The sequence below is a fragment of the Kitasatospora sp. NPDC058218 genome (assembly GCF_042882445.1).
In the GTDB taxonomy this organism is placed as follows: domain Bacteria; phylum Actinomycetota; class Actinomycetes; order Streptomycetales; family Streptomycetaceae; genus Kitasatospora.
This window is the reverse complement of sequence record NZ_JBHVWC010000011.1, coordinates 123,526-147,718: the sequence shown is the minus strand read 5'-3', so window position 1 is coordinate 147,718 and position 24,193 is coordinate 123,526. Positions and strand designations below refer to the sequence as shown.

The following is a 24,193-nucleotide window of genomic DNA, read 5'->3' as shown; positions in this document are numbered from 1 at the left end:
TGGACCGACCGGCCCATCGGTGAGGACAGTGGCAAGCAGCGGGCGAAGGCCTGCCTCGGAGCGAACCCTCCGGTGCTCCGCACCGCTTCGACCCCACGCTTCAACTCCACGCTGACACCGCACACCTGCTGGGATCACCACCATGCCTACTCTCATCGCGCCTGACGGCACCGAACTCGCCTACCGTGTCCTCGGAGAGGGCGACGGCGGCGCTCCCGTGGTCTGCCTGCCGGGCGGACCGATGCGGGATTCCGTCTACCTCGGCGACCTCGGCGGTCTCCCCGCGCACCGGCGGCTGATCGTGGCCGACCAGCGCGGCGCCGGACTGTCCGCGACACCCGAGGACCCCGCCTCCTACCGCTGCGACCGACTGGTCGGCGATGTCGAGGTGCTGCGCGAACACCTCGGCCTCGACCGGATGGACCTGCTCGCGCACTCCGCCGCCGCCAACCTCGCCGTGCGGTACGCGGAGCAGTACCCGCACCGCGTCGGCCGACTCGCCCTCATCACGCCCGGCACCGCCGCCGCCGGCCTGGACGTCAGCGCCGACGACCGGCGCGAGGTCGGGCGGCTCCGCAGGGACGAGCCCTGGTACGCGGCGGCGTCGGCGGCCTTCGATGCCATCGACGCCGGCGAAGCCGCGGCCGATGACTGGGTGACCATCGCGCCGTTCCTCTACGGCCGTTGGGACGCGACGGCGCAGGCCCACCGGGCGTCCGAGGAGGCCCAGTGGAACGCGGCCGCGGCGGAGGTCTTCGGAGCGGAGGGCGCCTTCGATCCGGGCGCCACCCGGGCGGGGATCGCCGCGCTCGACGCGCCTGTCCTGGTCCTCGCCGGAGAGTTCGACCTGGCTTCGCCCCCGCAGGTGGTGGCCCGCTTCGCCGCGCTGTTCCCGAGCGCCGAGCTCGTCGTCCAGCCGGGCGCGGGCCACTACCCGTGGCTGGACGACGCCGACGGGTTCGTGTCGACCGCCGCGCGGTTCCTGAACTGACGCCCGGCCGCCTCGCCCGGACCGGAGCCGTCCCGTGGCGGATGGGATCCGAGGACTACGGTGCCGCCGTGCCCCGGGTTCCCGCCGGCTCCGGCGGGGCGTCTCACGCCCGCGCCGTGGGACCGGGTGCTCGTCGACGCCATGGCCTAACTGCGAACCGCCGTGGTCGAGGAGGTGGTCGTCGACATCCTCCTCGGGGACCTGGCCGACCATCGACCTGGATGGAATGTTCCCGGGGCGGCGCCTTACGTGAGTCCCGCTGTCCGGGCCGCCACGATGGCCTCGCCGCGGCTGCCCGCCCCCAGCTTGGTCAGCACGGCCGAGACGTAGTTGCGCACGGTCTTGTCCGCGAGGATCAGCTCCCTGGCGATCCGCCGGTTGTCGAATCCATGGGCGACGAGCCGGAGCACGTCGTACTCACGGGCGGTCAGGGCGGGGAGGGCACAGCTGCTCCGTGCGTCGGTTGCCGAGGCGAGGATCGAGGGGAGCATGCCGCCGGCGCCGGGGCTGAGCACGACTCCACCGCCCCGGACGAGCCTGATGGCGTCGAGGATCATGGCCGGCTCCAGGTCCTTCAGCAGGAACCCCCGGGCACCGGCGGACAGAGCCGCCAGTGCCAGCTCGTCGCCCGTGTCCAGGGCCGACCCCGTCGCCACCACGCCGACCGCGGGGAAGCGGCGGACCAGGGAGCGGACGGCGGCGAGTCCCGACCCCCTCGGTCCGTCGAGGTCCAGGAGCACGACGTCCGGGTCCGTGTCCGCGATCCGCTCCAGACACGCCTCGGCGTCCGGGGCCGCGCCCACCAGGCGGACCGTGTCGTTCGTCAGCACCGCGCCGAGGCCGATCCGTATGAGCGGGTTCCCCTCGACGAGGAACACTCGGACCGGCTCGGTCGGTGTTGGCGTCACTGGTTGTCTCCTCAGGTTCGGCGGTGTCTTGACCTAGCATGATCGCGGGGCTCTATCGCGCGACTAGCGCAGGCGACGATGGGGACCGACCAGGCTGGTGCTACCGGGGGAGGACTGTTGGAGTTCCGGCTGCTCGGACCGGAGGAAGTGCTGCGCGGGGAGCAGCTCGTCCTGATATCGGCGGCCAAGCACCGGGCAGTGCTGAGCATGCTCCTGCTGCGGTCCGACCGGGTCGTCTCGACCGAGGACCTGATCGACGGACTGTGGGGGACGAACCCCCCGAAGACCGCCAGGGCCACGCTGCACAACTACATCCGCCGGCTGCGGGGGATCCTGGGGGACCGCGGGGCGGACACCTTGTGCACCAAGCCCGGCGGGTACTCGCTGCGGCTGGAGTCGCACCGGCTCGACGTCCACGTCTTCGAGGAACTGGTGAGGCAGGCCGACGGCGCGCAGGCGGCGGGGGATCTGAAGGCCGCCTCCGCGCTGCTGCGACGGGCCCTGCTGCTCTGGCGAGGCAGGGCGCTGGAGGGGACGGCCTCCCGCTACCTCGCGGAGGTGGAGGCACCTCGCCTCGACGAGGCGCGGCGTTCGGCGTTCGAGGAACTGATCGACGTCGACCTCCAACTGGGCCGTCACTCGGCCCTGTTGGGTGAGATGCGGCGAGAGCTCGAACGCGAGCCGCTCAGGGAGCGGCTGCGGGCGCAGTACATGCTGGCGCTCTACCGCGCGAACCGACGCGCCGACGCGCTCGACGTCTACCGGGAGGGGCGCCGTGTCCTCGTCCGGGAGCTCGGTCTGGAGCCGGGGCCGGGGCTCTGGGAGATGGAACGCGCGATCCTCGCGGACAGCCCGGACCTCAAGGCGCCGGCGATGGCCGCGTCTGCCGACCACGCACCGGCAAGTAGCGCCGAGCTCGCGCCGGTTCCGAGACAACTCCCCTCCGACGCACTGCACTTCACCGGCCGTCTGGACCAGTTGCAGGTGCTGGAGGAGTGGGCCGACGGCCAGGGCGTCAGCGCTCCGATGATCATTACGGCGATCGACGGGCGCGGGGGCGTGGGCAAGACGGCCCTGGCGGTGCGCTGGGGGCACGCGGCCCACGCGAGGTTTCCGGACGGACAGCTCTACATCGACCTGCGGGGATACTCGACCCGTCGGCCGGTCGCTCCCGTCGAGGCCCTCGCGACCTTCCTCTACGCCCTGGGCGTCCCCTGCGAGCGCATCCCGGGCGACCTCGACCGTGCGGTGGGCCTCTACCGCACGCTGATGGCCGGGAAGCGCATCCTCATCGTGCTCGACAACGCGCGGAGCGTGGCCCAGGTTCGATCGCTGCTTCCCGGGACGCCCGGCTCGTACGTGGTGGTGACCAGCCGGGACGTACTGGCGGGTCTGGTCGTCCGGGACAACGCCCGCCACCTCAGGGTGGACGCCCTCTCCCCGGCGGAGGCCGGGGAACTGCTGGAACGGCTCATGGGGGCGGCGCTCGTCGAGGCCGAGCCGGAGGCCACCGCAGAACTGGCCCGGCTGTGCGGGCACCTGCCCCTGGCGCTCGGGGTCTCCGCCGTCAACGTGCGCGAAGACGGTGGGGACCGCCCGGTCGCCCGTTACGTCGCACGGCTCCGGGCGCAGGAGCGGCGGCTGGGCGCGCTCAGCGTGCCGGAGGACGAGGCCAGCAATCTGCGGGCGGTCTTCTCCGCGTCCTACCTGTCCCTCTCGCCCGACGAGCGGAGGCTCTTCCGGCGGCTCAGCCTCGTGCCCGGGCCCACGAGCACCACGGGCGGTGCCTCCGCGCTGCTCGGCCTGACGACCGCCCGGACGTCGCAGCTCCTCAAGCGACTGGTCGCCGCGCACCTGGTCGGGCAGCGGGATTACGACGTGTTCCACTTCCACGATCTGCTCCGACTCCACGCCGAGGACTGCGTGGCGGCGGAGGAGAGCGCCGATGAGCGGGCCGCCGCGCTCCGGCGGCTCTACGACTACTACCTGGCGGGTGTGCACACCGGGGCCCGGCTGCTCTACCCGGAGAAGATGCGGGTGTTCACCCCCGAACACGCCGTCAGCGAGGCGGCCGTGATGCACGACCAGACCGCCGCTCGGGAGTGGTTCCGGCAGGAGCACACGAATCTCGTCCTCGCCGCGCAGCGCGCCGCAGAGCTGGGCCTGCCCTCCGCCGCCTGGGAGCTGTGCGACGGTCTGCGAGGCTATTTCTGGCTGGTCCGCACCGCCGCGGACTGGATCTCGGTCTCGGAGGCGGCGATCGAGGCAGCCCGGGAGGCCGGAGAGGTGATGGGTTCCGCGGCCGCGCGGATGAGCCTCGGCGACGCCCACCGCAGCCTGGGCCGGTACGAGAGCGCGGCCCGGCACTACGGCGCGGTGCTGGAGGAGGCGGAGTCCGTCGGGTGGCGGGAGGGACAGGCCCAGGCGCTCAACAACCTGGGCCTGGTCGACATCCTGACCGGTGGTCTGCGGGGCGCCGTGGAGCGCTACCAGGAGGCGTTGACGGTCCTGCCGGCCGATCCGAAGTGGGCCATGCTCCGGCTGAGCATGGAGGGCAACATGGGCCTGCTCTGTCAGGAGCTCGGCGACCTCCGGGCGGCGGAGCGGCACAACCGCACGGTGCTGGAGTTGAGCCGGCGAATCGGCTCACGCGGTGCCGAGGGGGTCGTCCAGGGGAATCTGGGACAGGTCCTCGGCCTTCTGGGGCGCTCCGACGAGGCGCTCGACCGGCTCATGGAGGCCCTGGCGATCCACCGGGAGATCGGTAACCGGGGCAGCGAGGCGGAGACGTTGCGGGGCTTGGCCGACTGGCACCGGGACCGGGAGGACCACGCGGCGGCACTGGACCTCGCCAGGGCCGCCGCCTCCCTGGCCGACGAGATCGGCGAGAGCCGTCTGATCGCGGCGGCCCTCCATACCGTGGCCTCCGTCCACGCCCGTCGCGGGGAGCCGGTCGAGGCCGAGAAGGCCTACGACCAGGCACACGCCCTCGCCGAACGGGCCGGGGCCAGGCACACGGAGGCGGCGATCCTGATCGGCCGGGCCGAGCTCTGCCTCCTGGGTGGGCACCTCGCCGACGCCGATGCCCACGGCCGGTCCGCCCTGGCCCTGGCCCGCGGCGAGGGTTACCGCATCGTCGAGGGCCGGGCGCTGACGCTCCTCGGCCGGGTCGGTCTCGTGCGGGGCCGGCCCGACGAGGCGGCCCGGCTCGCCGCCGAGGCCACTGCCGTCCTGGCGGAGACCGGCCACCGGCTCGGCCTGTCCGACGCACACGGGGTGCTCTCCCGTGCGCGTCGGCGGGCGTCCGGCGACCAGGTCCGGAGGATCAGCGGGGCAGCGCCTCCCGGATGACCTCCGGAGCCCGGATCCGCGCGGCGAGGTCGGAGGGCCGGCGGGTGACCACGAGTTCGTCCGGCACGTCGTGGGCGGGGCGCTCCGCGAGGACGGTGCCCGGGGACGTCCCGAAGGGCACCGGGATCCGGTCGAGGTCGCTCAGCGGCAGGCTCGTCACGGTGTGCCGCCGGGGGTGGCGGGGCCGTCCACCCGGGACACCAGTCCCGCCGCGAGCAGCAGGTCCAGGCACTTGCGGGTGGTCCTGCGGGCGGCGTCCTCACCCAGTGCTCCCTGCACCGTGCGGCGGTACCTTGCGGCGAGCTCGGTCAGCGGCACCCCCTCGCACAGGGCGTAGACGGTCCAGGTGTGTGCGTCGAGCCAGTGGAAGCGCGCCCGGTCCGGCAGCAGCACTAGGAGCTGCCGCTGGTCGGGCAGTTCCCGGATCAGCGCGGATCCGTCGCGTACGAAGACGCCGTCGAGGGTCGGCGGTTCGTCGGTCGGGTCCGCGCCGGCCGGGTCCGCTTCGGCCGGTCGGGGCACCCGGACCAGCGAGCGCACCCGGGGCTCGCAGTGCTCGACGCCGTCGAGCAGCCAGTGGACGAAGCGGCGGCCCTCCGGGGTCACCTGCCCGTGGTCGGCGCAGAGGGCCTGTTCCGCGAGGTAGGTCAGGCGCTCCAGCACGGTGCGGTGGGTGCCGAGGGAGGCGGCCGGGCTCCCCGGGGTCGGTTCGTCGATGACCTCGTCGGCGGGCGGGGGGCCGTACCGGGCGACGAGGTCGGGAGCCGCCTCTCGGGCCGCGGACTGGAAGACCATCAGGTGCGCGTAGAAGTGCAGCGCCACCAGCACCCTGATGAAGCTCCAGGAGGACTGCCGCCAGGGGATGGGCACCTTGGCGGTGCCGTCCTCCACCAGCGAGCAGGAGCGCAGCACGTCGAACAGCTTCAGGTGCGCGCCCTCGTGCAGCAGTGTCTCGGCCGTCGTCCAGGGGTCGCGGAGCCGGCCGGGGGACATCAGGATCGCGGACGGCAGCGGGTCGCCGCCCGACAGTGACTGCAGCGGGCCGTCGGGGGAGTCGCCGTCGCTGAACCCGACCAGCGAGACGTGCCGCAGTACCCCCGGACCGATCTGCGGGAGGAGTGACGTGAGCAGGCCGGCGCCCTGCCGCAGCGCCTCGACCATCTCCGGGGTCGCGTCGAAGGGCTCGTTCTGAGTGCCCGCGTCGAAGCTGTTGCGGTACAGCTCACGGAGCCGTTCGGCCATGGCCGAACGGGAGGACGGGAGCCGGAGCCCGGTCCAGACCCAGCCCGCCCCGTTCCCGGGCCAGGGACGGGCCCGGGTCCGCATGAGGCTCTCGCAGGGACCGGAGCCGTCGGCGGGCAGCGGCCACACCCCCTCCGCGAGGTGGCTGCCGAGGGCGCTCGCGGTGAACACCCCGCTCTCCAGGCAGGCCGTGTCGTCCTCGAAGGCGTTGCGCAGCACGGGGTCGGTCAGGGCGGGGAGCAGCCGGTCGTCCGGCTCCAGCGAGAGCGCGTGCAGGATGTCGGCGTGCCGGGCGTCGCGGGCGCCCAGGAGCGACAGCCCGAGGCGGTACCTGGCGAAGTTCCTGGCTTCGATGGCGGCGGAGTCTCCGAAGAGACCGTCCCGCGCGAGAATGTCCTCCGCTGTGCGGGGGGAGACCGTGGCCACGGTGGTGCCTTTCTGTTCCGTTCCTGCGTGCGGTCGTGCGGTCGTGCGCCGTCGTCCGGAGCGCGGTGCGGCGGTGGAGTGCGGTGTGCGCCTCCGTGACAGGCACTCCACCGCCGTACGGCCGCTCAGGCGGACGGGGTCAGACCGGCGGTCAGATCGCCTGCGGCATCGAAACGGACCGGTCGACGCTCGCGTACGTCGGCACCGCCCCGTACGCCGGGACCCAGGCGCGCTCGGTCGCGGAGTCGGTCATGACCCGCGGCGCCTCGTTCTCGTCGAGGGCCAGGATGGCGAACTGCGGCAGCCGGATGGCCTGCACTGACATGGTGTACTCCTTCTCCGCGGTGCTTCTTCTCCGCGGTGCTTTCTGCGTTCCGGAGCGGTTCTCCGGAGTTCGTGGGGCGGCCGCCACCGGGATCCGTCGGCCTGTGGGTGGAAGAGCCGGGTGTAGAGGCCCGCCCGTAGCATCGTCAGGCGTGGCGTGTCCTGGTCACCAGAGGCGGCTGTCCTGACGGTGTCCCGGGACAGCGGTGGCGGAGGGGGCATCGGTGTGCCGGGTGGTGGTCGCCGCATGGCACGAGCGGGCGTGGACCGGCATGCAATCGGCCAAAACGAGATGACATCCTGGGGCCCCCGCCCGGAACGTATGATGTTGCGTCAAAGTTCCTAGTTCTCCTGCGAACTGGTGTGAAGTCCCCTTAAGCTCCCGTTAAATACAGCGGTTTCCCGCCACGCGTGAACTCGCTTGCGAGGTAGGGGCGGTAGGCCCGACTGAACGATGAGAGCAGGGATGACAACGACACGTGAACTGAAGCCCGGTGCCGAGTACGGCCCGGAGCGGCGGCGGCCGGGAGTGTTCGGTCGCCGCGCCGTGGGTGGCACCGCCGCGTTGGTCGTCGGGATCGGCGCCGGCTCGCTGGTGGCGGCCCCGGAGGCCTTCCCGCAGGCGGGCGACGGGACGGTGACGGTCCGCGTGGTGCGGGCCGTGGATACGAGCGGGGTGTGGACTCCCGCGCTGGAGCCGGGTCTGGCCGGCGTGAAGGTGACCCTCACGGACGACGCGGGCGCCGGCGTCGAGGGCACCACGGCCGCGGACGGCACGGTGACACTGGCACCGGCCGCCAAGCTCGTGGGCGGCAAGTACCGCGTCCAGGTGGTGAATCCGAAGCCGGGCAAGCTCTTCCCGGCCTTCGCCTCGCGGCAGGGCCTGACCGGGTCTCCCACCCAGTTGAGCAGCAACGAGGAGTTCGTCGACCTCTCCGGCGGCAAGAACGTGGCGTTCACCACCGGGTTGTGGAGCCCGGGTGACTACTGCCAGAAGAACGCGCCGCTGGTGACCACCTGTCAACCCACCACGCGCGAGGGCGGGACGCAGCGCACTCTGCTGTCCTTCCCGTACAGCGCGCGCGGGCAGGAGGGGGTGGACGTCAACGCCACGAACCTCGCCACCAACGCGGAGACCGGCTCGCTGTACGGCATCGCGTGGAACCGGACGGACCGGCGGGTGTTCTCCTCGGCAGTCGCCAAGCGGACCACGGACTACGGCCCCGGCGGCGCGGGCGCGCTCTACGTGACCGACCTCGCGCAGCAGCGGACCACGCTGTTCGCCACCGTCCCGGACGCCGGCTCGACCGTCCACGGCGGCGGTACCGACGACGCGTTCCTGGCGGTGCCGGGCAAGGAGAGCCTGGGCGGCATCAAGATCACCGATGACGGCAAGGACCTCTTCGTCGTCAACCTCAACGACCGCAAGCTCTACCGCTACGACGCCACCGGGCCCACGGCGGCCGCACCGAAGGCCGCCTACCCGATCCCGGACCCGGGCTGCCCCGCGGCCGGGGACTGGCGGCCGTTCGGCCTCGGACTGCAGGACGGCGCCGGCTACCTCGGCGGCGTCTGCTCGGGCGAGTCGACCGGCAAGGCGTCCGACCTGCGCGCGGTGGTGCTGCCGTTCGACCTGGCCACCGGGGCCTTCGCGTCGGCGGTGCTGAACCAGCCGCTGGACTACCCGCGCCAGTCCACGGTCGGCGGCCCTCCCTGCGACGGGGCGGGCTGGTTCCCGTGGACCAACACCTACCCGACCTCGCAGAACGGCCAGGCCTGCACGTCCTACATGGCTCAGCCCGAGCCGGAGTTGGGCGAGATCGCCTTCGAGGCCGACGGCTCGATGCTGCTGTCCTTCCGCGACCGCTTCGGCGACCGCGCACCGGCCGGACCGGCGCCGGGCTCCGTCTCCGTCGTCATGTCGGGCGGTGACCTGAACAAGGCCTGCCCGGCCAACGGCACGTTCGTGATGGACACCAACAACGGGTGCGGACTGTCCCCCCGGGGCACCCGCTTCTTCGACACCGGCTGGGGCGGTCACCACAACACGGCGTTCGCCGGCATGGCCTCCTCCAAGGTCGAGAACACCATCGCGACCTCCGCCTTCGACCCCAACCACACCGCCTTCGGCTACGGCACGTCGTTCCTCCAGCGCGACGGCACGCAGGACCCGAAGTTCGGCCTGCGCCTCAACCCCCCGGGGACGGTGGCCCCGTTCGGCAAGGGCGCTTCGATGGGCGACCTGGAGGTGCTCTGCGACCAGGCCCCGCTCCAGATCGGCAACCGGGTCTGGTACGACCCCGAGCGCAGCGGTGTCCAGCGCCCGGGCCAGCGGCCCGTGCCGGCGGCGACCGTCAACCTGTACGACGAGTCGGGGAAGCTCGTCGGCACCACGAAGACCACGGAGCGCGGCGAGTACTACTTCGACGACTCCAACGTCACCGGCGGCCTCAAGCCGCGCACCAAGTACACCGTCAGGCTCGACAACCCGGCCGACTACGCCAAGGGCGGCCCGCTGTACCAGTGGGTGCCGACCGACGCCGACGTCGGCGACAACCGGTTCGTCGACTCCAAGGGCGTCGTACCGGCGGGCGGGCAGTACGCCGAACGAGCGCTCACCACGGGCGGACCGGGGGAGAACGACCACACCTACGACTTCGGCTTCCGACAGCAGGAGGGCGCGCTGCGCCTGGTCAAGCACGACCAGGACGGCAAGCCGTTGGCGGGCGCGAAGTTCCGGCTGTGGAAGGAGACCAACGGCACCGACGGGCTGCAGAGCAACGGCGAGAAGCCCGACACGGCGGTCGGCGACCCCTGCACGACCGGGGCCGACGGCATCTGCAAGGGCAGCGGCGTGCCGGGGACGTACTACTGGCAGGAGCTGGCGCCGCCGGAGGGCTACACCCCGCCGGAGGTGGCGGTGTTCGGACCGCTGGTGCTGACCGCCGAGAACCTCGGCACCGGAGTCGAGGTGACGGCTGTCAACCGGCTGATCCCCACCCCGACCCCCACCCCGACCGCGACGCCGACGCCCACACCGACGCCGACCCCGACGCCGACCGGGACGACGCAGGCTCCGACGCTGCCGGGACCGGCGGCGACGCCGCCCGCCCCGCCGGCTCCCGTTCCGCCGGCCCCCGCCCCCGGATCGCACCTGCCCAGCACCGGTGCGAGCGAGGGGATCCCGGTGATGCTGGCCGGTGCGGGCACGCTGAGCGCGCTCGGCGCGGCGCTGGTCCTGCTGGCCCGCCGACGCAGGGCCCGGCAGTAGCAATAGCACGCCCCCCGTGGCGGTCCTGAAGGACCGGCACTGATCGGGCGGGTCCGCGGACTTCGGTCCCCGGACCCGCCCGACTGTCGTGACCGACCGAGGAGAGAAGGCAAGCGCATGGCCCGGAAGGCGGAAGCCCGTAAGCCGGAGGGGCGGAAGGCGGAATCCCGTACGTCGGAGCCCCGTACGTCGGAGCCCCGCAAGTCGGAACCCCGTAAGCCGGAGCCCCGAAAGGCGGAGCCCCGGAAGGCGGGGGCCGACGGTCGCGGGCCGCGTCGCCGGGGGGGCCTCGGGCGCAGGACCGTGGTCGCGCTCGTGGCGTGCGCCGCCGTCGCCGCCGCGGCGGGCGTCGTCGTCCACCGGACCGTCGCCGACGGGACCGGGGAGCGGGCGGTGACCGTCGACGAGGCCTCCCGGCTGGCCCTGTCGCGCCTGAACCTGTTCGAGGCCAGCCCGGTCACGGTGGCACTCACCGCCGCCGAGAGCGGGGGCGTCGAGGTCCGGGTCGAGGGCGTCGTGGACTACCGCACCCGCCGGGGCGCGGGCCGCTACCGGGTCACCGGGGCGAGCGGCCCGCTCGACCAGGGCCTGGTCGTCTGGGACGCCGGCGGTCTCGGGCTCGCCCCCGCACCGGCCGGCGCCGACGGCCCGGCCTGGCAGCAGGCCGAGCGCGTCCCCCGGTCGGGCTGGTCCCCGCGCACCTACACGGCGGACCCGCTGGACGCCGGGCTCCAACTGCTGGTCCAGCTCGGCGCCGACCGGCCGGACAACCCGTTGCTGCTCGCCCAGTCCGGGGCCCGTTGGCTCGGAAGCGAGCGCCTGGACGGTCGGAGCCACGACCGGTTCGCCGGCCCGCGCGCCCAGGGCGCCGCGCCCGACGGCGGGCGGTCGCCGCTGACCTACTGGGTCGACGGCGACGGCACCTTGCGGCGGGTGACGATGCGGATGCCGGGCCTGGGCACCCCGACCACGGTGGAGTTCGCCGGGCACGACGACGGCGCCAAGCTGCCCGAGGCGCCCTGGCTCACCGGCTGACCCCGGCCCGCCACCCGTCGCCCCGGCCGCCCCTCACCCCGCCGGCCGTGCCGGGAGCGCGCCGGCGTCCGTCGGGAGCGGGTAAGCCCCCGGGTCCACCGCCCCCGGCAGGCCGGTCGCCGGGCGGCCGGGCACGGTCGGATCGGGCAGCGAGGACTGCGCGGGCGGTGCCGGCACCCGGCTGAACGGGACGCCGGGCGGCGCCTGCACCGGAGCCGGGCGGCCCGCGGTCAGTGGCCCGCGCCCCTGGCCGCCGCAGCCGGCCGCGGCCTCCAGACCGTCCGGGCTCTGCGTGCCGGGCCGGTTGCCGCCGAAGCAGTTGTCGGGGTCGGCCGAGGCGAGCACCAGGTCGGCTCCGTTGCCGTCCACCTGGTTGCCCTCGACCCGGTTGCCGCTCGCCGGGTGCCCCGGCGGGTCGGTGACGATCACCCCGGCCGCGCGGTTGCCCCGGACGAGGTTGCGCTCCACCCGGTTCGCGGTACCGCCGCCGATCCCGATGCCGATCCCGAAGCCCCCGTCCGCCTGTTCGGGCGTGTCGGCGGCGTTGTTGTCGACGACCACGTTGCCCGCGATCACCGCGCCGTGCTGCGGGGCCAGTGCCTCCAGGTCGTTGGAGTTGATCGTGACGCCCACCCGGTTGCCGGCCACCCGGTTGCCCAGGATCGAGAGGCCGTCCGAGGCGTTGGTCAGCTCGACGCCGACCGCGTTGCGCTCCACGGTGTTGCCGCGCACCAGGGTGTCGCAGGGCTTGCACTGGCCGACGTAGATGCCGGAGTCGGCGTGTCCGGAGGCGTAGGAGTCCTCGATCACGCCGGAGCGCGCGTCGAAGGCGTAGATGCCGTACAGGCCGTTGTTGTACGCCGTCACCCGCGTCGCGCGGAAGCCCTCCACGGGCGGGAAGCGGGCGGTGTCCAGCGGGTCGTAGGCCGAGCCGCCCGCGCCGCGCTGCTGCAGCTTCGCGTCGGTGACGCCGGTGAACAGGACGCCGTTGGCCAGGTAGCCGTGGACGGTGAGGTTCTCCACCACCGAGCCGGGGCCGGTGACGGTGATGCCGTTGGCGAGCTTGAGCCCGCCGTCGAACACCACGGCGGAGCGGTCCGTCCCGCGCACCACGACGTTCCGTTTGGTGACGCGCACGCTCTCGGGGTAGGTGCCGGGGCCGATCAGCACCGTGTCGCCCTCGCGCGCGACGTCCACGGCCTTCTGGACGGTGGGGAAGTCCTGCGGCACGCGGACCACGCTCCCGGCCGGATGCCTGGCGTCGTCCGAGGCCGGGCCCGCGGAGGAGCACCCCGAGGCCAGGGCGACCGCGACGGCCAGGGCGGTCGCGGTCAGTGCGGCCGCAGGAGTTGAGTGACGATCAGGCGAGGTGATTTGCATGGCATGTGTTCTATCGTCTCCAATAGGGCGCATGCCCACCGAACCGGAAAACGCGCCGTCGTCGAGCCCGTCGGCCGCGCCCGGCCTCGGGCGGCGACGGGCGCTGTTGGCGGCCGGTGCGGTGCTCGCCGCCGGTGTCGGGGCGGCGGCCGGCGAACTGGCGGCCGGCGACGGCACATCGGGCCGCGCCGCCGCACCCGGTGCTCCACCGCCCGAGGCGCCGGTCCCCTTCCACGGCGCCCGGCAGTCCGGTGTGACGGCGCCCCAGCCCCCGGCGACGAAACTCCTCGCCTTCGACCTCCCGCCGACCTCCGCCGCCGCGGACCGGGAGGCCCTGCGGACCCTCCTCGCCACCTGGACCCGCACCCTGGCCGCGGCGACGGCCGGCGACGGCCCGTCGACCGACCCGCGCCTGCGGGCCGCCGGCACCACCCGGCTCACCTCGCTGGTCGGCCTCGGCCCCGGCCTCGCCGCCAGGCTCGGCCTCGCCGTCCCCGCCGGACTGGCCGAGCTGCCGCCGTTCCCCGGTGACCGCCTCGACCCGGCGCGCAGCGGCGGCGACCTGCTGCTCCAACTCTGCGCCGCCGACCACTGGACGCTCGCCGTCGTCACCGAACTCGCCACCACGGCCGCCCGAGCCGCCGGCGCCACGCCCCGCTGGTCGCAGTCCGGCTTCCTGCCCGGGACGGAGCCGGGCGCCACGCCCCGCAACCTCTTCGGCTTCAAGGACGGCACCGCCAACCCGGACGAGGACGCCGCCCGGCAGTGGGTCTGGGGCCCGCCGGGGCCGCACCAGGACGCCACCGTCCTGGTCTACCGGCGGATCCGGATGGACACCGCCGCGTTCGCCGCGCTCCCCGAGGAGAAGCAGAACCTCGCGATGGGCCGCCGCGCCGGTGACGGCGCCCCGCTGACCGGCACCGCCGAGCACGACGAGCCCGACCTCTACGCCAAGCACCCGGACGGCGCCTACGTCATCCCGGCCGCCGCCCACGTCCGCCTCACCGGCCCCCGCCTCGACGGCGGTGCCCGCATGCTCCGCCGGGGCTACAGCTACGACGACGCCCCCGGCGACCGCGGCCTGCTCTTCTGCGCGTTCATGCGCGACCCGGGCCTGTTCACCCGCGTCCAGGACCGCCTGGCCGCCCGCGACGCCCTCAACCCCTTCCTCGAACACACCGCCTCCGCCGTCGCCTACGTCCTCCCCGGTGCCGTGGAGGGCACCGCCCTGGGCGACCACCTCTGGTCCTGACGCTCCGGGGGTGGCTCCGGGGTTCGGGCGGGTCCCGTGGTCCTCCGCCCCGGCCTGCGTGGCGTTGTTCTTGAATGGTCACTCATGTATATTTCCCCCATGCCCAGGCCCCGCGAGTTCGACCCCGACGCCGTCCTCGAACAGGCCATGCTCCGGTTCTGGCAGCGCGGATACCGGGCCACGTCCATCGAGGACCTGGTGAAGGCCACGGGTGTCAAGCCCGGCAGCATCTACAGCGCGTTCCCCGGCGGCAAGCGCGCGCTCTTCGTGAAGTCGCTGGAGCGCTACTCGAAGCTGGTGGTGCCCCGGAAGCTCGGGGAGCTGGAGGCGCCCGGTGCGTCGGTCGCGGAGGTCCGCGGCTACTTCGACGGGCTGGTGCGCGACCTGCTCAGCCCCGAAGGGCGTCAGGGCTGCCTCCTGGTCAACACGGCGATCGAGAAGGCCGCCGAGGACGACGCGGCGGCGGCCGTCGTGCGCGGCCACCTGGCGCGCCTGGAGCGGTGCATGACCCACGCCCTGGAGAACGCCGTCCGCCGGGGCGAGGTGCGGGCCTCGCTGGACGCGGCGGGCAGCGCCAAGCTGCTGGTCGCGACCTGCCAGGGGCTCATGGTCGTCGGCAAGGCCAATCCCGACGAGGCGGTCCTGCGGGCCGTCGTCGACAACGCCTTCGTCACGCTCTCCTGACGGCGCGGCATTTCAGGGCCACCGGGCGCGGTGGCCCTTTTCTCGGCCCAATAGTTGAATGACTACTCAAGAATGAGGTCCGGACATGAAGGCCATTGTCATATCCGCCCACGGCGGCCCCGAGGTCCTCGCGGTCACCGACCTGCCCGACCCGGTGGCCGCCACCGGCGAGGTCCTCATCAGGGTCAGGGCGTTCGGCCTCAACCACGCCGAGGCGTACATGCGCAGCGGCGCCTGGGGTCAGGTCGCCGCCGTCCCCGGGATCGAGTGCGCCGGCCTCGTCGAGGCCGACCCCTCGGGCAGGCTCCCCGCCGGGACGAGGGTGGTGGCGATCCTCGGCGGGATGGGACGGACCCGCAACGGCAGCTACGCGGAACTCGTGAGCGTCCCCGCGACCAATGTGGTGGCCGTGAACTCGCGGCTGCCCTGGGCCGATCTGGCCGCGGTGCCCGAGGTGTACGCCACGGCGTACAGCGCCCTGCACGGGAACCTCGCCCTCAAGGCAGGGGAGACCCTGCTGGTCCGGGGCGCGACCTCCTCCCTCGGACAGGCCGCCGTCAACCTGGCCGTCCACCACGGCGCAACGGTGCTCGCCACCACCCGCGAACCGGCGCACGCGCCCCTGCTCAAGGAGCTCGGGGCCGCCGAAGTGCTCATCGACGACGGGCGGTTGGCCGCGGAGGTCGGACGCCGGGGGCTCGCCGTGGACGCGCTGCTCGACATCGTCGGCAACGCGGTGCTTCGCGACTCACTCGGCGCGGTCGGGCCGCGCGGGCGGGTCTGCCAGGTCGGCTTCCTCGGCGGGTTCTCCCCGGTGGCGGACTTCGACCCGATCGCCGATCTGCCCAGCGGTGTCCAACTCAGCTTCTTCGGCAGCGCCTTCGTCCTGGGAACCCCCGCCTTCCCGCTCTCGGACGTGCCGCTGGACGAGATCTACGCCCAGGTCGAGGCCGGCGTCCTCCGGGCTCGGCCCACCCGGGTCTTCCGCTTCGACGAGATCGTCGAAGCCCACCGGGTGATGGAGGCGGGCCGGGCCGTGGGCAAGATGGTCGTCGCGCTCGACTGACCGTCCGCGAACCCGTGACACCCCGGGGTGTCACGGGTTCGCGGAGGTGGGCGGTGTCGTGCACCCCGGGCCGGGGGCGACGCCGCCGCGGTCGAAGGTCACGGATGTGCGCCGAGGTGCCGCCACCGCACCGGATCGGAACCACCGGAGCCGGCGGGGGTGGAGGCCTTCGCGCGCGGGAGCGCGCGGTGGTCGGTGCAGTCCAGCACGAGCGCCCGGTCGGCGCCGCGCTGGAACGCGTAGTCGACCTGCTGCAGCCGGGTCGCGATGCCGTGGCCGGCCAGCTCGTGCCGGATCCGGTCCAGCGGCTCGTACGGCCGGTCGCTGGTGTGCAGGACCAGCGGGAACAGCCGCACCTCCCGGCGGGCCACCCGCGCCAGTTCGATCAGGGAGTTCAGGTGGAACTCCTCGTCCAGCTGGGCGCCGTAGGAGAACAGCAGGTGGGAGCTGAGGACGAGATCGAAGGACCGGTCGGCGAAGGGCAGGCGGGGCAGGGAGGCCGCGAGGTAGCGGTCCGGGCGCGCGGCGGCGTCCGCGGCGAACGTCCGCGCGGCCTCGGTGCGCAGGCGGGTGTAGTTCTCGACGTCCTCGAACCACGTCCACAGGAAGTCCGACGCGTTCGCCACGAGCGCCGCGTGCTTGTGGTCGATCTCCTTCAGCACCAGGGCGCCCAGCCGGTCCGTGCCGTGGGCGTACTGCGGGTCGACGGCGACGGCGTCCGTGCCGCGGGCCCCGGCCACCGCCACGAAGCTCGCGGCCCCGCCCGGGCAGTCCAGGATCCGCAGGGAGAGGTCGTGGTCCGACAACGCGAACATCGCCCGGTACTCGTCGAAGGATCGGGCACTGACGAGCATCCGGTCAGCCCCTTCCGATGAACGGCATCGTCGTCGGCAGCACGGTGAGGGACTGCACGTTGGTGTCGAGCGGCATCGACGCCATCAGTAGCAGCGCTTCGGTGAAGCGTTCCACCGGGATCGTCGCCTCCACGGCCATCGTCCCGTCGGCCTGCATGGCGGGCGGCTGCGGGCTTCCGTCGACCGGGGCCACGTTCCCGACGTCGATCTGACCGCAGGCGATGCCGAACCTGCGGCCGTCCAGTGCCAGGGCCCGGGTCAGTCCGAGCACGGCGTGCTTGGCCGTGGTGTAGGCGATGGAGTTCGGTCGTGGCGAATGCGCGGACGGGGCGCCGTTGTTGATGATGCGCCCACCCGCCGGTGACTGCGCCCGCATGGTGCGGAAGGCCTCCTGGGCGCAGAGGAAGGTGCCGGTGACCGTGGTGTCCATCACCCGGGTCCAGTCCTCGAACGGCACGTCCGCGATCGGCCTGCGCGCGGTGGCCGCACCCGCGTTGTTGAACAGCAGGTCGACCCGGCCGAAGTACTCGCGAGCGCTCCGGAAGAGGGCCTCGACCTGGTCGGGGCTCCTGATGTCGGTCGGGACGGCGAGGATCCGCCGCGGGTCGAGCCGTGCCAGGGCGACGGTCTCCTCCAGCGCGTCCTTGCGCCGGCCGGCCACCACGACCGACCACCCGGCGGCGAGCAGGGCGAGCGCACCGGCCCGGCCGAGTCCGCTGCCGCCGCCGGTGACGACGGCGATCCTGCCGTTTCCCGCTTCCTCGGTGCTCACAGTACCTCCGTGTTCATCCAGATCCGCAGCATCCGGCGGGAGTTCGGACCGGGTTCGTCGATGTAGGGGGAACGGCCGTGCAGCACCCGGCTGTTGCGGATGATCAACAGGTCGCCGGCGGCCATGGCCAGGCCGAAGGCGATCTCCGGCCGGTAGAGGACCTCGTCGAGCACGGCGAGGGCCTCCCACTGGCGTGCGCTCAGCGGCGGGCCGCCCCGTTCGGGGGACGACCGCACGGTGCGGGTCTGGTAGTAGCAGCCCACGGTCGTGTCGGGTTGGGTGAAGAGGATCGGGGAGACGACGACCTGCTCGCCGGCCCGGCCGGTCCGGTCGAAGGTCCAGTCCTCCTGGAGCGTGGTGAGCACGTCCGGCCGTTCCCGCCCGATGAGGTCGTGCACGTGGCGGGCGCTGGCCAGCTTGGTGAGCCCGCCGCCCCGCACGGCCGGCTGCAGGCAGAGCAGGACGAGCAGGTCGCAGGTGTCGCAGTGGAACCCGAGTTCGGTCGCGCCGTCGCCGTCGCGGTCGCGGAGCACCTGGGTCAGGTCGCCCTGGGCGTTCTGGACCACGATCTGTCCGAACTCCCCCAGGACGAACGACAGACCGGTCACGGCGGCGTCCTCGGACGCGGCGGGATCGATCAGGTTGCGGACGTGCGCGAAGCCCACCGACCGGATGCTGTCGCGCACGAAGGTGTCGAGCGTCTTGCGCACCCCTTGGGCCAGGTCCCACCGCCCGGCCCGCGCGTCGGCCCCGAGGAGCTGTCGGTCGGTGTCGCCGAGCGGGAGCGACCAGCGTTCACGTCGGGACTCCAGATCGGCACTGCTCCAGCCGATCTCGGTCACCGTGCCATCGGACATGTCGTACACGACTCCTCCTCGTCGTCCTTCTCGTCGGTCCCGGGGTTCACTGCGTCGCCGCGGCCACGGCCTTCGACCACAGTGCCACCGCCTCGTCGATCTGGTCGGCGGTGACGACCAGCGCCGGAATCATCCGTACGACGTTCAGGTGGACCCCGCAGGTCAGCAGGAGCAGGCCGAGTTCGGCGGCCGCCTGCTGGGCGCGCTTCGCGGCCGCCGCGTCGGGCGAACCGTCGGGGTGGCAGAACTCGTTGCCGAGCATGAGTCCCAGCCCGCGCACGTCGGCCACGGCCGGGGCCGCCGCCGCGACCGATCGCAGGCCGTCCGCCAGCCGCCCGCCCTGTTCGGCGGCGTTCTCCACGAGGCGTTCGTCGCGGATGACGTCGAGCGTGGCGAGCGCGGCCGCGCACGCCACGGCGTTTCCGCCGTACGTCCCGCCCTGCGAGCCCGGCCAGGCCTTTCGCATCAACGCGGTCGGCGCGGCGATCGCGGACAGCGGGAAGCCACTGGCCAGCCCCTTGGCCGTGACCAGGACGTCCGGCCGGACGGCGTCGTCGTGCTGGTGCGCCCAGAACCTGCCGGTCCGGCCGAAGCCGCTCTGGACCTCGTCGAACACCAGCAGGATCCCGTGCCGGTCCGCCCGCTCGCGCAGACCGGCCAGGAAGCCGGGCGGAGCCGGGACGTAGCCGCCCTCACCGAGGACCGGTTCGACGAACATCGCGGCGGTCTCGCCGGGAGCGCTGACGGTGGCGAGCACGTGGTCGAGACCTCGCAGGGCGTGCTCCACGGCCTCCTCCCCGGTCGTCCCGAGCCGGAAGGCGGACGGGAACGGCGCCACCGCGACGCCGGGCATCAGCGGGCCGATGCCGGCGCGGAACCGGCTGCCCGCGGTGGTGAGGGCCGCCGCTCCCATCGTGCGCCCGTGGAAGGAGCCGTCGAACACGATGACGTTCGGCCGACCGGTGGCGTGCCGGGCCAACCGCAGGGCGGCCTCCACCGCCTCGCTGCCGGAGGCGACGTAGAACAGCGAGTCCAGCCCGTCGGGCAGCACCTCGCCGAGCCGTTCGGTGAGGGTGAGCAGGGGCTCGTGCAGCACGGTCGTGTACTGCCCGTGGATCAGTCGGCCGGCCTGTCGCTGCACGGCCTCGACCACCCGGGGGTGGCAGTGCCCCGTGCTGGTCACCCCGACACCGGACGTGAAGTCCAGGTAGCGCCGGCCGTCGGCGTCGAAGAGGTGGAGCCCTTCGCCCCGGGTCGCGACGACGGGCGTGGCCTGTTGGAGCACCGGAGAAAGCTGGGACATCGGACCTACCCTCGGGTTCGGTGGTGCACGGTGACTGGGCCAGGGGTGATGCGGCCAGGGGCGACCGGGCCGGGAGTGACCGGGCGGTGATCGGGTCAGGGGTGACCGGTCGGCGGTGGCGGTCGCGGTCGGGTGCGGTCAGGCCGTCCGGCCGGAGAGCACGGCCTGGGGGAGGAACCCGGCCCGGGTGGCCCACGACAGGGCGGCGGACCACCACTGCGGGGTCGGCGCGGCGAAGCGCACCCCGGCCCGGTCGAGCACGGACGCCGTGTAGGAACTGTCGACGACGATGTTGCGGTCGTCGAGTTGGGACCAGGCCGAGGCCAGCCTGGCCGCGGTCGGGTGGGTCTGCTCGACGCGGGTCAGGGCCTCGGCGAAGGTGTCGTCGTCGGTGAGCACGATCGGGTAGCCGTACTCCGCGAGCCAGCCGACGAGCTCGTCGTGGGGTACCTGGTAGGGGGTCTCGACGTGGTAGACGCCGGGCGCGGCGTACGGGTCCGTCGCGATCGCGGCGATCCCCGCGGCCACCGTGTCCACGTGCGAGAACGCGAAGGTCGTCGCCGGCCGGTGCGGCGCCGCACCGGCCAGGACGTAGCCGCGGACGAGCTGGTAGATCCGGTTGTCGCCGATGTTGCGCTGGAACGCGCCGGTGCGGCTGTGCGCCGCGATGTGACCGCTGCGGTGGACGAACCACGGACGGCCGGTGGCCGCCCAGGCCCGGACGGTCTCCTCGGCGCCGAACTTCGCCCGCTCGTAAGGGGTCCGGAAGCTCTGGCCGATCCTCAGGTCGGCCTCGCTGAACCGGCGGGGGGATCCGTCGACGCCGCCGGCGACGGCGAGTGTCGAGACGTGGTGGAAGGCGGCCCCGGGAGCCTCGGCGTCGACCCAGGCCAGCAGCCGCCGGACCGCGGCGTGGTTGGTCCGCTCCAGGTCGGCGGGTGCCGCCACCAGCCGGACGTCCGCGGCGGCGTGGACGACCACCTGGGCGCCGCGGGCGCGGGCGAGGCCGCTGCGGGAGAGCCCGAGGCCCTCCCGGTCGATGTCCCCGGCGACCGCCGTCACCCCGTCGAGTCCGAAGCCGAGCCCGAGCGCGGTACCGAGCCGTCGGGCCGCGGCGGCGTCGTGCTCCGCGCGCACCAGACAGGTGACCTGCGCCCCCCGTGCGACGAACTCGGTGAGCAGGTGCCGGCCCAGGTAGCCGGTGGCCCCCGTGAGGAGTACGCGGACGGGTTCGCGCACCTGCCACCGCGCCAGGCCGGGGGGTGTCCGGTGGCCGGGGTGCAGCACCTGGCCGGAGGTCGACAGCGGCGTCCTGGCACCGGGCGGGGCCGCCACCCCGGCCGCGTCCGCCACGTCACGGGCGAAGGCGGCGACGATGCCCCGCGCACCCTCGTCGGACAGCGCCGGCCGGCCGTACACCAGGTCGGCCACCAGCCGCTCCTCGACGATGCGCGCGGTGAGGCGGAGCCGGTAGAGCGGATCGCCGCCGGTGCAGCGGGCGGTACCGGCCTGCTCCTGCGCGACGGACCACCCCAGCGCGGGATCGTCCGGCAACCGGAACGTCCCGAGGAAGTTGAAGCCGGTCTCGGGGCGCGGGCCGGTCACGTCCATCGGTAACAGGGGCGCCTCCCGAACGCGGTGCCCGACCTCGCGCGCCCGCTCGGCCGGCGTGGGGCGGCTCGCACCGCCGCCACCGTCGCGGCCCGCGGTGTCGAGGGCCACCCACTTCACGGCCGTGAACCAGCCGACGGTGTCGAGGTGATCGCCGTCGGCGCCCGCGACGTCGCGGCCGTGCGTCTCGACCTCGACCGCCAGACGGGACTGTCCGCTCCAGCTCGACGTGGCATCGGCGAAGGCCGACAGCAGGAGCGCTTCCAGCCCCTGCCCCCGCCCGTGCCGTGCGACGAGTCGGGCGGTCGCGGCGCGGTCGAGGGACCAGCTGATGGCTGCCGCCTCGCCGCCGCCGGGGTCGGCCGCGGGCAGCCGTGGTGCGTCCACCCCCGGGGCCGTGGACGCCGGCGGCGAGGTGGCGGCCCACGCGTAGAAGTCGGCCGTCGGCGGGAGGTCGGCCGGCCGCCCGGACCTCGCCGCCCGGTACGCACGGGCGAAGTCGTCGAGCAGGATGCGCCAGGAGAGGCCGTCGACCGCCAGGTGGTGCGCGATCACCGCCAGCCGGTCGTCGACGCCCGGAGGGCCGGTGAAGAGGTGGACCCGGATCAGCCGCCCTGCCGCGGGGTCGAGGCTGCGGTGCAGTTCGGTACAGACCCGGTCGACCGTCTCCGCCAGCTGCCCGGCCTGCCGCGGGATCGCGGAGAACGTCACCACGTCCAGCTCGCCGGTGCGCCGCGGTTCGCCGGGACCGTCGGGCAGGACGGGCTGCCGCAGGGCGGGATGACGTCGGAGCAGGCCCTCGACGGCCGTCGAGAGCGCCCCCGGGTCGACGGCCACCGCACAGCGCAGCAGCACGGACTGGTTCCAGTGCCGGAGGTCGTCGAGGGGCTGGCGGAACAGCCACCGCTGGGCCGGCGCGAGCCCCCGCTCCCGGGGGCGCGCCGCCGCGGGCACCGGCTGCGCGTCCTCCCGCACGGGACGGGCGGCGGCAGCCAGCAGGGTCGGGGTCGGGTGCTGGTAGAAGTCCTCGAACACGATGCGGAATCCGGCGCGGCGCACCAGTGCGACCGTGCGCATGGCGAGGATCGAGTCTCCGCCGAGGGTCACCACGTCGGCGTGCGGGCTGAGGTGCGGCAGGCCGAGCGCGCTCGCCCAGAGCTGTGCGATGGCGCGGGCCAACCCCGGGGCGGTCTCCGCCGGGGAGTCCTCGTGACCCGTCCGCGGGTGTAGCGCCCGGTCCTCGACGGCCCCGCTGATGACCGCGTCCAGGCGGGTGTGGTCGAGCTTCCCGTTCGGGCCGATCGGGAACTCCGTCACCGGGACGATCACCTGGGGGACGGAGTAGCCGGGCAGCCGGTCGTGCAGGTGGGAGCGGAGGGCGTCCACCGCCGGGGTGACGCCGCAGCCGTCCGCGATCCTGACGGCGGAGCGCAGTTGGACGCCTGCGGGGGTGTCCCGCGCGACCACCACGGACCGGACGACGGCCGGGGACTCCTCGATCACCCGCTCGATCTCCGCGAGGTCGACCCGGAAGCCCCGGACCTTGACCTGGCGGTCCGACCGGCCGAGGAAGACCAGGTTCCCGTCGGGCCGGCGGCGGCACACGTCGCCCGTGCGGTACGTCCGGGCCGGGGCCGCCCCCTCCTGCTCGTGCCGGACGAAGCGGCGGGCGGTCTCGTCGGGTCGTCCGAAGTAGCCGGCGCTGACGCCCGCTCCGCCGATGAGGAGTTCGCCCGCCACGCCGTCGGGGACGGGACGGCCCGTGTGCGGGTCCAGCAGCCTGAGGACCACCTCGCCGATCGCGGTGCCGATCGGGACGGTCGCCTCGTCCGCCGGCAGGTCGCCGGCCGCCGCGGCGAGGAAGCAGGTGGCGCCGACGGTCGTCTCCGTCGGGCCGTAGTGGTTGACCACCCGGTCCGCGACGCCGTCGTCGAGCAGGGCGGCGGCCAGCGTCCGGGGCAGGGCCTCACCACCCAGCAGCACGGTGTGCAGGGCGGGAGCGGTGGCGGGCCGCTCGTCCAGCAGCGCCGTCAGGTGCGACGGGGTGGTCTTCAGCACCGACACCCCCGCGCCGTGCAGCGATGCCCAGAAGGAGCGGGGATCACGCGTCGCGTGATCGGGCACGACGTGGACCGCACCCGCGGTCGCGAGCGCGAGCAGCCAGGAGGTGTGGCCGAGGTCGGCCGCCAGCGTCGTGACGTGGGCGACGCACGGGGCGTCGGCGGTGGTCAGGCCCAGCCGGTCGGACAGCGACCGGGCGTAGTGCAGCGCGTTGGCGTGGGTGACGGCGACGGCCTTGGGCTCGCCCGCCGAACCCGAGGTGAAGGAGAGGTAGGCCAGCTCCGGGTCCGGACCCACCGCGGCGACGCGCGGCGCGGGAAGGCCGGTGGCAGCCGGCGCGGCGGGCCCGGTGGCGGTCCCGGTGACGGTGACGGTGTCAGTGCCGGTCTCGGTCTCGGTGTCGGTGTCGACGACCAGGGCCCGGTACGGCTCCGGCACCGGTGCCGAGGCGTCCGTCGTCAGCACGCGGGCGACCCCGACCGCGTCGAGCCGCCTGCGGACGTCCGGTCCCGACCACTGCGGGTCGACCACCACGGCGGTGGCGCCCGACCGCAGGACACCGTGCAGCAGCGCGAACAGCCGGGCGTCCCGGGGACCGACCAGGGCCACCCGGGCGCCGCGGCCGACGCCCGCCCCGCGCAGCAGGCCGGCGACCCGGTCGGCCACGGTGTCGAGGTGGTGGTAGTCGAACGAGCGCGTCCCGTCGCTCAGGGCCGTCCGCCGCGGGTGGGCGAGGGCGTTGCGCGCCAACAGATCGGTCAGTGACGGGACGGGCCGTATCGCGGGCATCACGTGTGTTCGTCTC

At 73.9% G+C, this 24,193-nt stretch carries 17 protein-coding genes; 7 read left to right on the top strand and 10 right to left on the bottom strand.

The annotated features are described in order from the left end of the window. Positions 1 to 142: 142 nt before the first annotated feature. The gene (locus ACFVYI_RS09590; RefSeq protein ID WP_387882743.1) at positions 143 to 991 is read left to right on the top strand and encodes an alpha/beta fold hydrolase; all 849 of its coding nucleotides are present in this window, start codon (positions 143 to 145) and stop codon (positions 989 to 991) included. Positions 992 to 1,236: 245 nt separating this feature from the next. On the opposite strand, the gene ACFVYI_RS09585 is transcribed toward ACFVYI_RS09590, so the two are convergent. After that, a complete protein-coding gene (locus ACFVYI_RS09585) occupies positions 1,237 to 1,899 on the bottom strand; it encodes a response regulator (RefSeq protein ID WP_387882741.1) in 663 nt (220 codons plus the stop codon). A 117-nt stretch (positions 1,900 to 2,016) separates the two neighbouring features. Between ACFVYI_RS09585 and ACFVYI_RS09580 the strand changes: the two genes are divergently transcribed. Then, positions 2,017 to 5,250, top strand: a complete 3,234-nt coding sequence (locus ACFVYI_RS09580) for a BTAD domain-containing putative transcriptional regulator (RefSeq protein WP_387882740.1) — start codon at positions 2,017 to 2,019, stop codon at positions 5,248 to 5,250. Here the strand turns inward: ACFVYI_RS09580 and ACFVYI_RS09575 are convergent. From ACFVYI_RS09575 to ACFVYI_RS09565, 3 genes are all read right to left on the bottom strand, one after another. Then, the gene (locus ACFVYI_RS09575) at positions 5,225 to 5,410 is read right to left on the bottom strand and encodes a hypothetical protein (protein ID WP_387882738.1); all 186 of its coding nucleotides are present in this window, start codon (positions 5,408 to 5,410) and stop codon (positions 5,225 to 5,227) included. The genes ACFVYI_RS09580 and ACFVYI_RS09575 overlap by 26 nt on opposite strands. Next, positions 5,407 to 6,918, bottom strand: a complete 1,512-nt coding sequence (locus ACFVYI_RS09570) for an aKG-HExxH-type peptide beta-hydroxylase (RefSeq protein WP_387882736.1) — start codon at positions 6,916 to 6,918, stop codon at positions 5,407 to 5,409. Before ACFVYI_RS09570 ends, ACFVYI_RS09575 begins: the two co-directional genes overlap by 4 nt. Positions 6,919 to 7,069: 151 nt before the next feature. After that, a complete protein-coding gene (locus tag ACFVYI_RS09565; RefSeq protein ID WP_387882734.1) occupies positions 7,070 to 7,243 on the bottom strand; it encodes a hypothetical protein in 174 nt (57 codons plus the stop codon). A 465-nt stretch (positions 7,244 to 7,708) separates the two neighbouring features. Between ACFVYI_RS09565 and ACFVYI_RS09560 the strand changes: the two genes are divergently transcribed. Both ACFVYI_RS09560 and ACFVYI_RS09555 read left to right on the top strand, forming a co-directional pair. Next, positions 7,709 to 10,513, top strand: coding sequence for an SdrD B-like domain-containing protein (locus tag ACFVYI_RS09560; RefSeq protein ID WP_387882732.1), 2,805 nt, complete (start codon positions 7,709 to 7,711; stop codon positions 10,511 to 10,513). A gap of 303 nt (positions 10,514 to 10,816) precedes the next feature. After that, complete coding sequence (locus tag ACFVYI_RS09555; protein WP_387882730.1) at positions 10,817 to 11,548, top strand: hypothetical protein; 732 nt, start codon at positions 10,817 to 10,819, stop codon at positions 11,546 to 11,548. Between the two features lie 33 nt (positions 11,549 to 11,581). Here the strand turns inward: ACFVYI_RS09555 and ACFVYI_RS09550 are convergent, their stop codons facing one another. Continuing rightward, positions 11,582 to 12,928, bottom strand: coding sequence for a right-handed parallel beta-helix repeat-containing protein (locus ACFVYI_RS09550; RefSeq protein ID WP_387882729.1), 1,347 nt, complete (start codon positions 12,926 to 12,928; stop codon positions 11,582 to 11,584). Between the two features lie 31 nt (positions 12,929 to 12,959). Between ACFVYI_RS09550 and ACFVYI_RS09545 the strand changes: the two genes are divergently transcribed. The 3 genes from ACFVYI_RS09545 (at position 12,960) to ACFVYI_RS09535 (ending at position 15,930) form a co-directional block, all read left to right on the top strand. Next, positions 12,960 to 14,180, top strand: a complete 1,221-nt coding sequence (locus ACFVYI_RS09545) for a Dyp-type peroxidase (RefSeq protein ID WP_387882727.1) — start codon at positions 12,960 to 12,962, stop codon at positions 14,178 to 14,180. Positions 14,181 to 14,279: 99 nt separating this feature from the next. Continuing rightward, complete coding sequence (locus tag ACFVYI_RS09540; RefSeq protein WP_387882725.1) at positions 14,280 to 14,864, top strand: TetR/AcrR family transcriptional regulator; 585 nt, start codon at positions 14,280 to 14,282, stop codon at positions 14,862 to 14,864. 85 nt (positions 14,865 to 14,949) lie between these two features. After that, positions 14,950 to 15,930, top strand: coding sequence for a zinc-binding dehydrogenase (locus ACFVYI_RS09535; RefSeq protein WP_387882723.1), 981 nt, complete (start codon positions 14,950 to 14,952; stop codon positions 15,928 to 15,930). 98 nt (positions 15,931 to 16,028) lie between these two features. On the opposite strand, the gene ACFVYI_RS09530 is transcribed toward ACFVYI_RS09535, so the two are convergent. The 5 genes from ACFVYI_RS09530 to ACFVYI_RS09510 form a co-directional block, all read right to left on the bottom strand. After that, positions 16,029 to 16,784, bottom strand: coding sequence for a methyltransferase domain-containing protein (locus tag ACFVYI_RS09530; RefSeq protein ID WP_387882721.1), 756 nt, complete (start codon positions 16,782 to 16,784; stop codon positions 16,029 to 16,031). A gap of 4 nt (positions 16,785 to 16,788) precedes the next feature. After that, on the bottom strand, positions 16,789 to 17,556 hold the full coding sequence (locus ACFVYI_RS09525) for an SDR family oxidoreductase (RefSeq protein WP_387882719.1): 768 nt from the start codon (positions 17,554 to 17,556) through the stop codon (positions 16,789 to 16,791). After that, positions 17,553 to 18,413, bottom strand: coding sequence for a TauD/TfdA family dioxygenase (locus tag ACFVYI_RS09520; protein WP_387882717.1), 861 nt, complete (start codon positions 18,411 to 18,413; stop codon positions 17,553 to 17,555). The genes ACFVYI_RS09525 and ACFVYI_RS09520 overlap by 4 nt, the downstream gene beginning before the upstream one ends. 46 nt (positions 18,414 to 18,459) lie before the next feature. After that, positions 18,460 to 19,716, bottom strand: a complete 1,257-nt coding sequence (locus ACFVYI_RS09515; RefSeq protein WP_387882716.1) for an aspartate aminotransferase family protein — start codon at positions 19,714 to 19,716, stop codon at positions 18,460 to 18,462. 138 nt (positions 19,717 to 19,854) lie between these two features. Further along, positions 19,855 to 24,177 carry an amino acid adenylation domain-containing protein gene (locus tag ACFVYI_RS09510; RefSeq protein WP_387882714.1) on the bottom strand — a complete coding sequence of 1,441 codons (4,323 nt, stop codon included), beginning with the start codon at positions 24,175 to 24,177 and terminating at the stop codon, positions 19,855 to 19,857. Between the last annotated feature and the right edge of the window lie 16 nt (positions 24,178 to 24,193).

What these genes read in the sequence shown, in the direction of transcription:
- ACFVYI_RS09590 (WP_387882743.1), top strand. Translation starts at nt 143, where the DNA reads ATGCCTACTCTCATCGCGCCTGACGGCACCGAACTCGCCTACCGTGTC.
- ACFVYI_RS09565 (WP_387882734.1), bottom strand. Translation starts at nt 7,243, where the DNA reads ATGTCAGTGCAGGCCATCCGGCTGCCGCAGTTCGCCATCCTGGCCCTC.
- ACFVYI_RS09560 (WP_387882732.1), top strand. Translation starts at nt 7,709, where the DNA reads ATGACAACGACACGTGAACTGAAGCCCGGTGCCGAGTACGGCCCGGAG.
- ACFVYI_RS09550 (WP_387882729.1), bottom strand. Translation starts at nt 12,928, where the DNA reads ATGCAAATCACCTCGCCTGATCGTCACTCAACTCCTGCGGCCGCACTG.
- ACFVYI_RS09545 (WP_387882727.1), top strand. Translation starts at nt 12,960, where the DNA reads ATGCCCACCGAACCGGAAAACGCGCCGTCGTCGAGCCCGTCGGCCGCG.
- ACFVYI_RS09540 (WP_387882725.1), top strand. Translation starts at nt 14,280, where the DNA reads ATGCCCAGGCCCCGCGAGTTCGACCCCGACGCCGTCCTCGAACAGGCC.
- ACFVYI_RS09535 (WP_387882723.1), top strand. Translation starts at nt 14,950, where the DNA reads ATGAAGGCCATTGTCATATCCGCCCACGGCGGCCCCGAGGTCCTCGCG.
- ACFVYI_RS09530 (WP_387882721.1), bottom strand. Translation starts at nt 16,784, where the DNA reads ATGCTCGTCAGTGCCCGATCCTTCGACGAGTACCGGGCGATGTTCGCG.
- ACFVYI_RS09520 (WP_387882717.1), bottom strand. Translation starts at nt 18,413, where the DNA reads ATGTCCGATGGCACGGTGACCGAGATCGGCTGGAGCAGTGCCGATCTG.
- ACFVYI_RS09515 (WP_387882716.1), bottom strand. Translation starts at nt 19,716, where the DNA reads ATGTCCCAGCTTTCTCCGGTGCTCCAACAGGCCACGCCCGTCGTCGCG.
- ACFVYI_RS09510 (WP_387882714.1), bottom strand. Translation starts at nt 24,177, where the DNA reads ATGCCCGCGATACGGCCCGTCCCGTCACTGACCGATCTGTTGGCGCGC.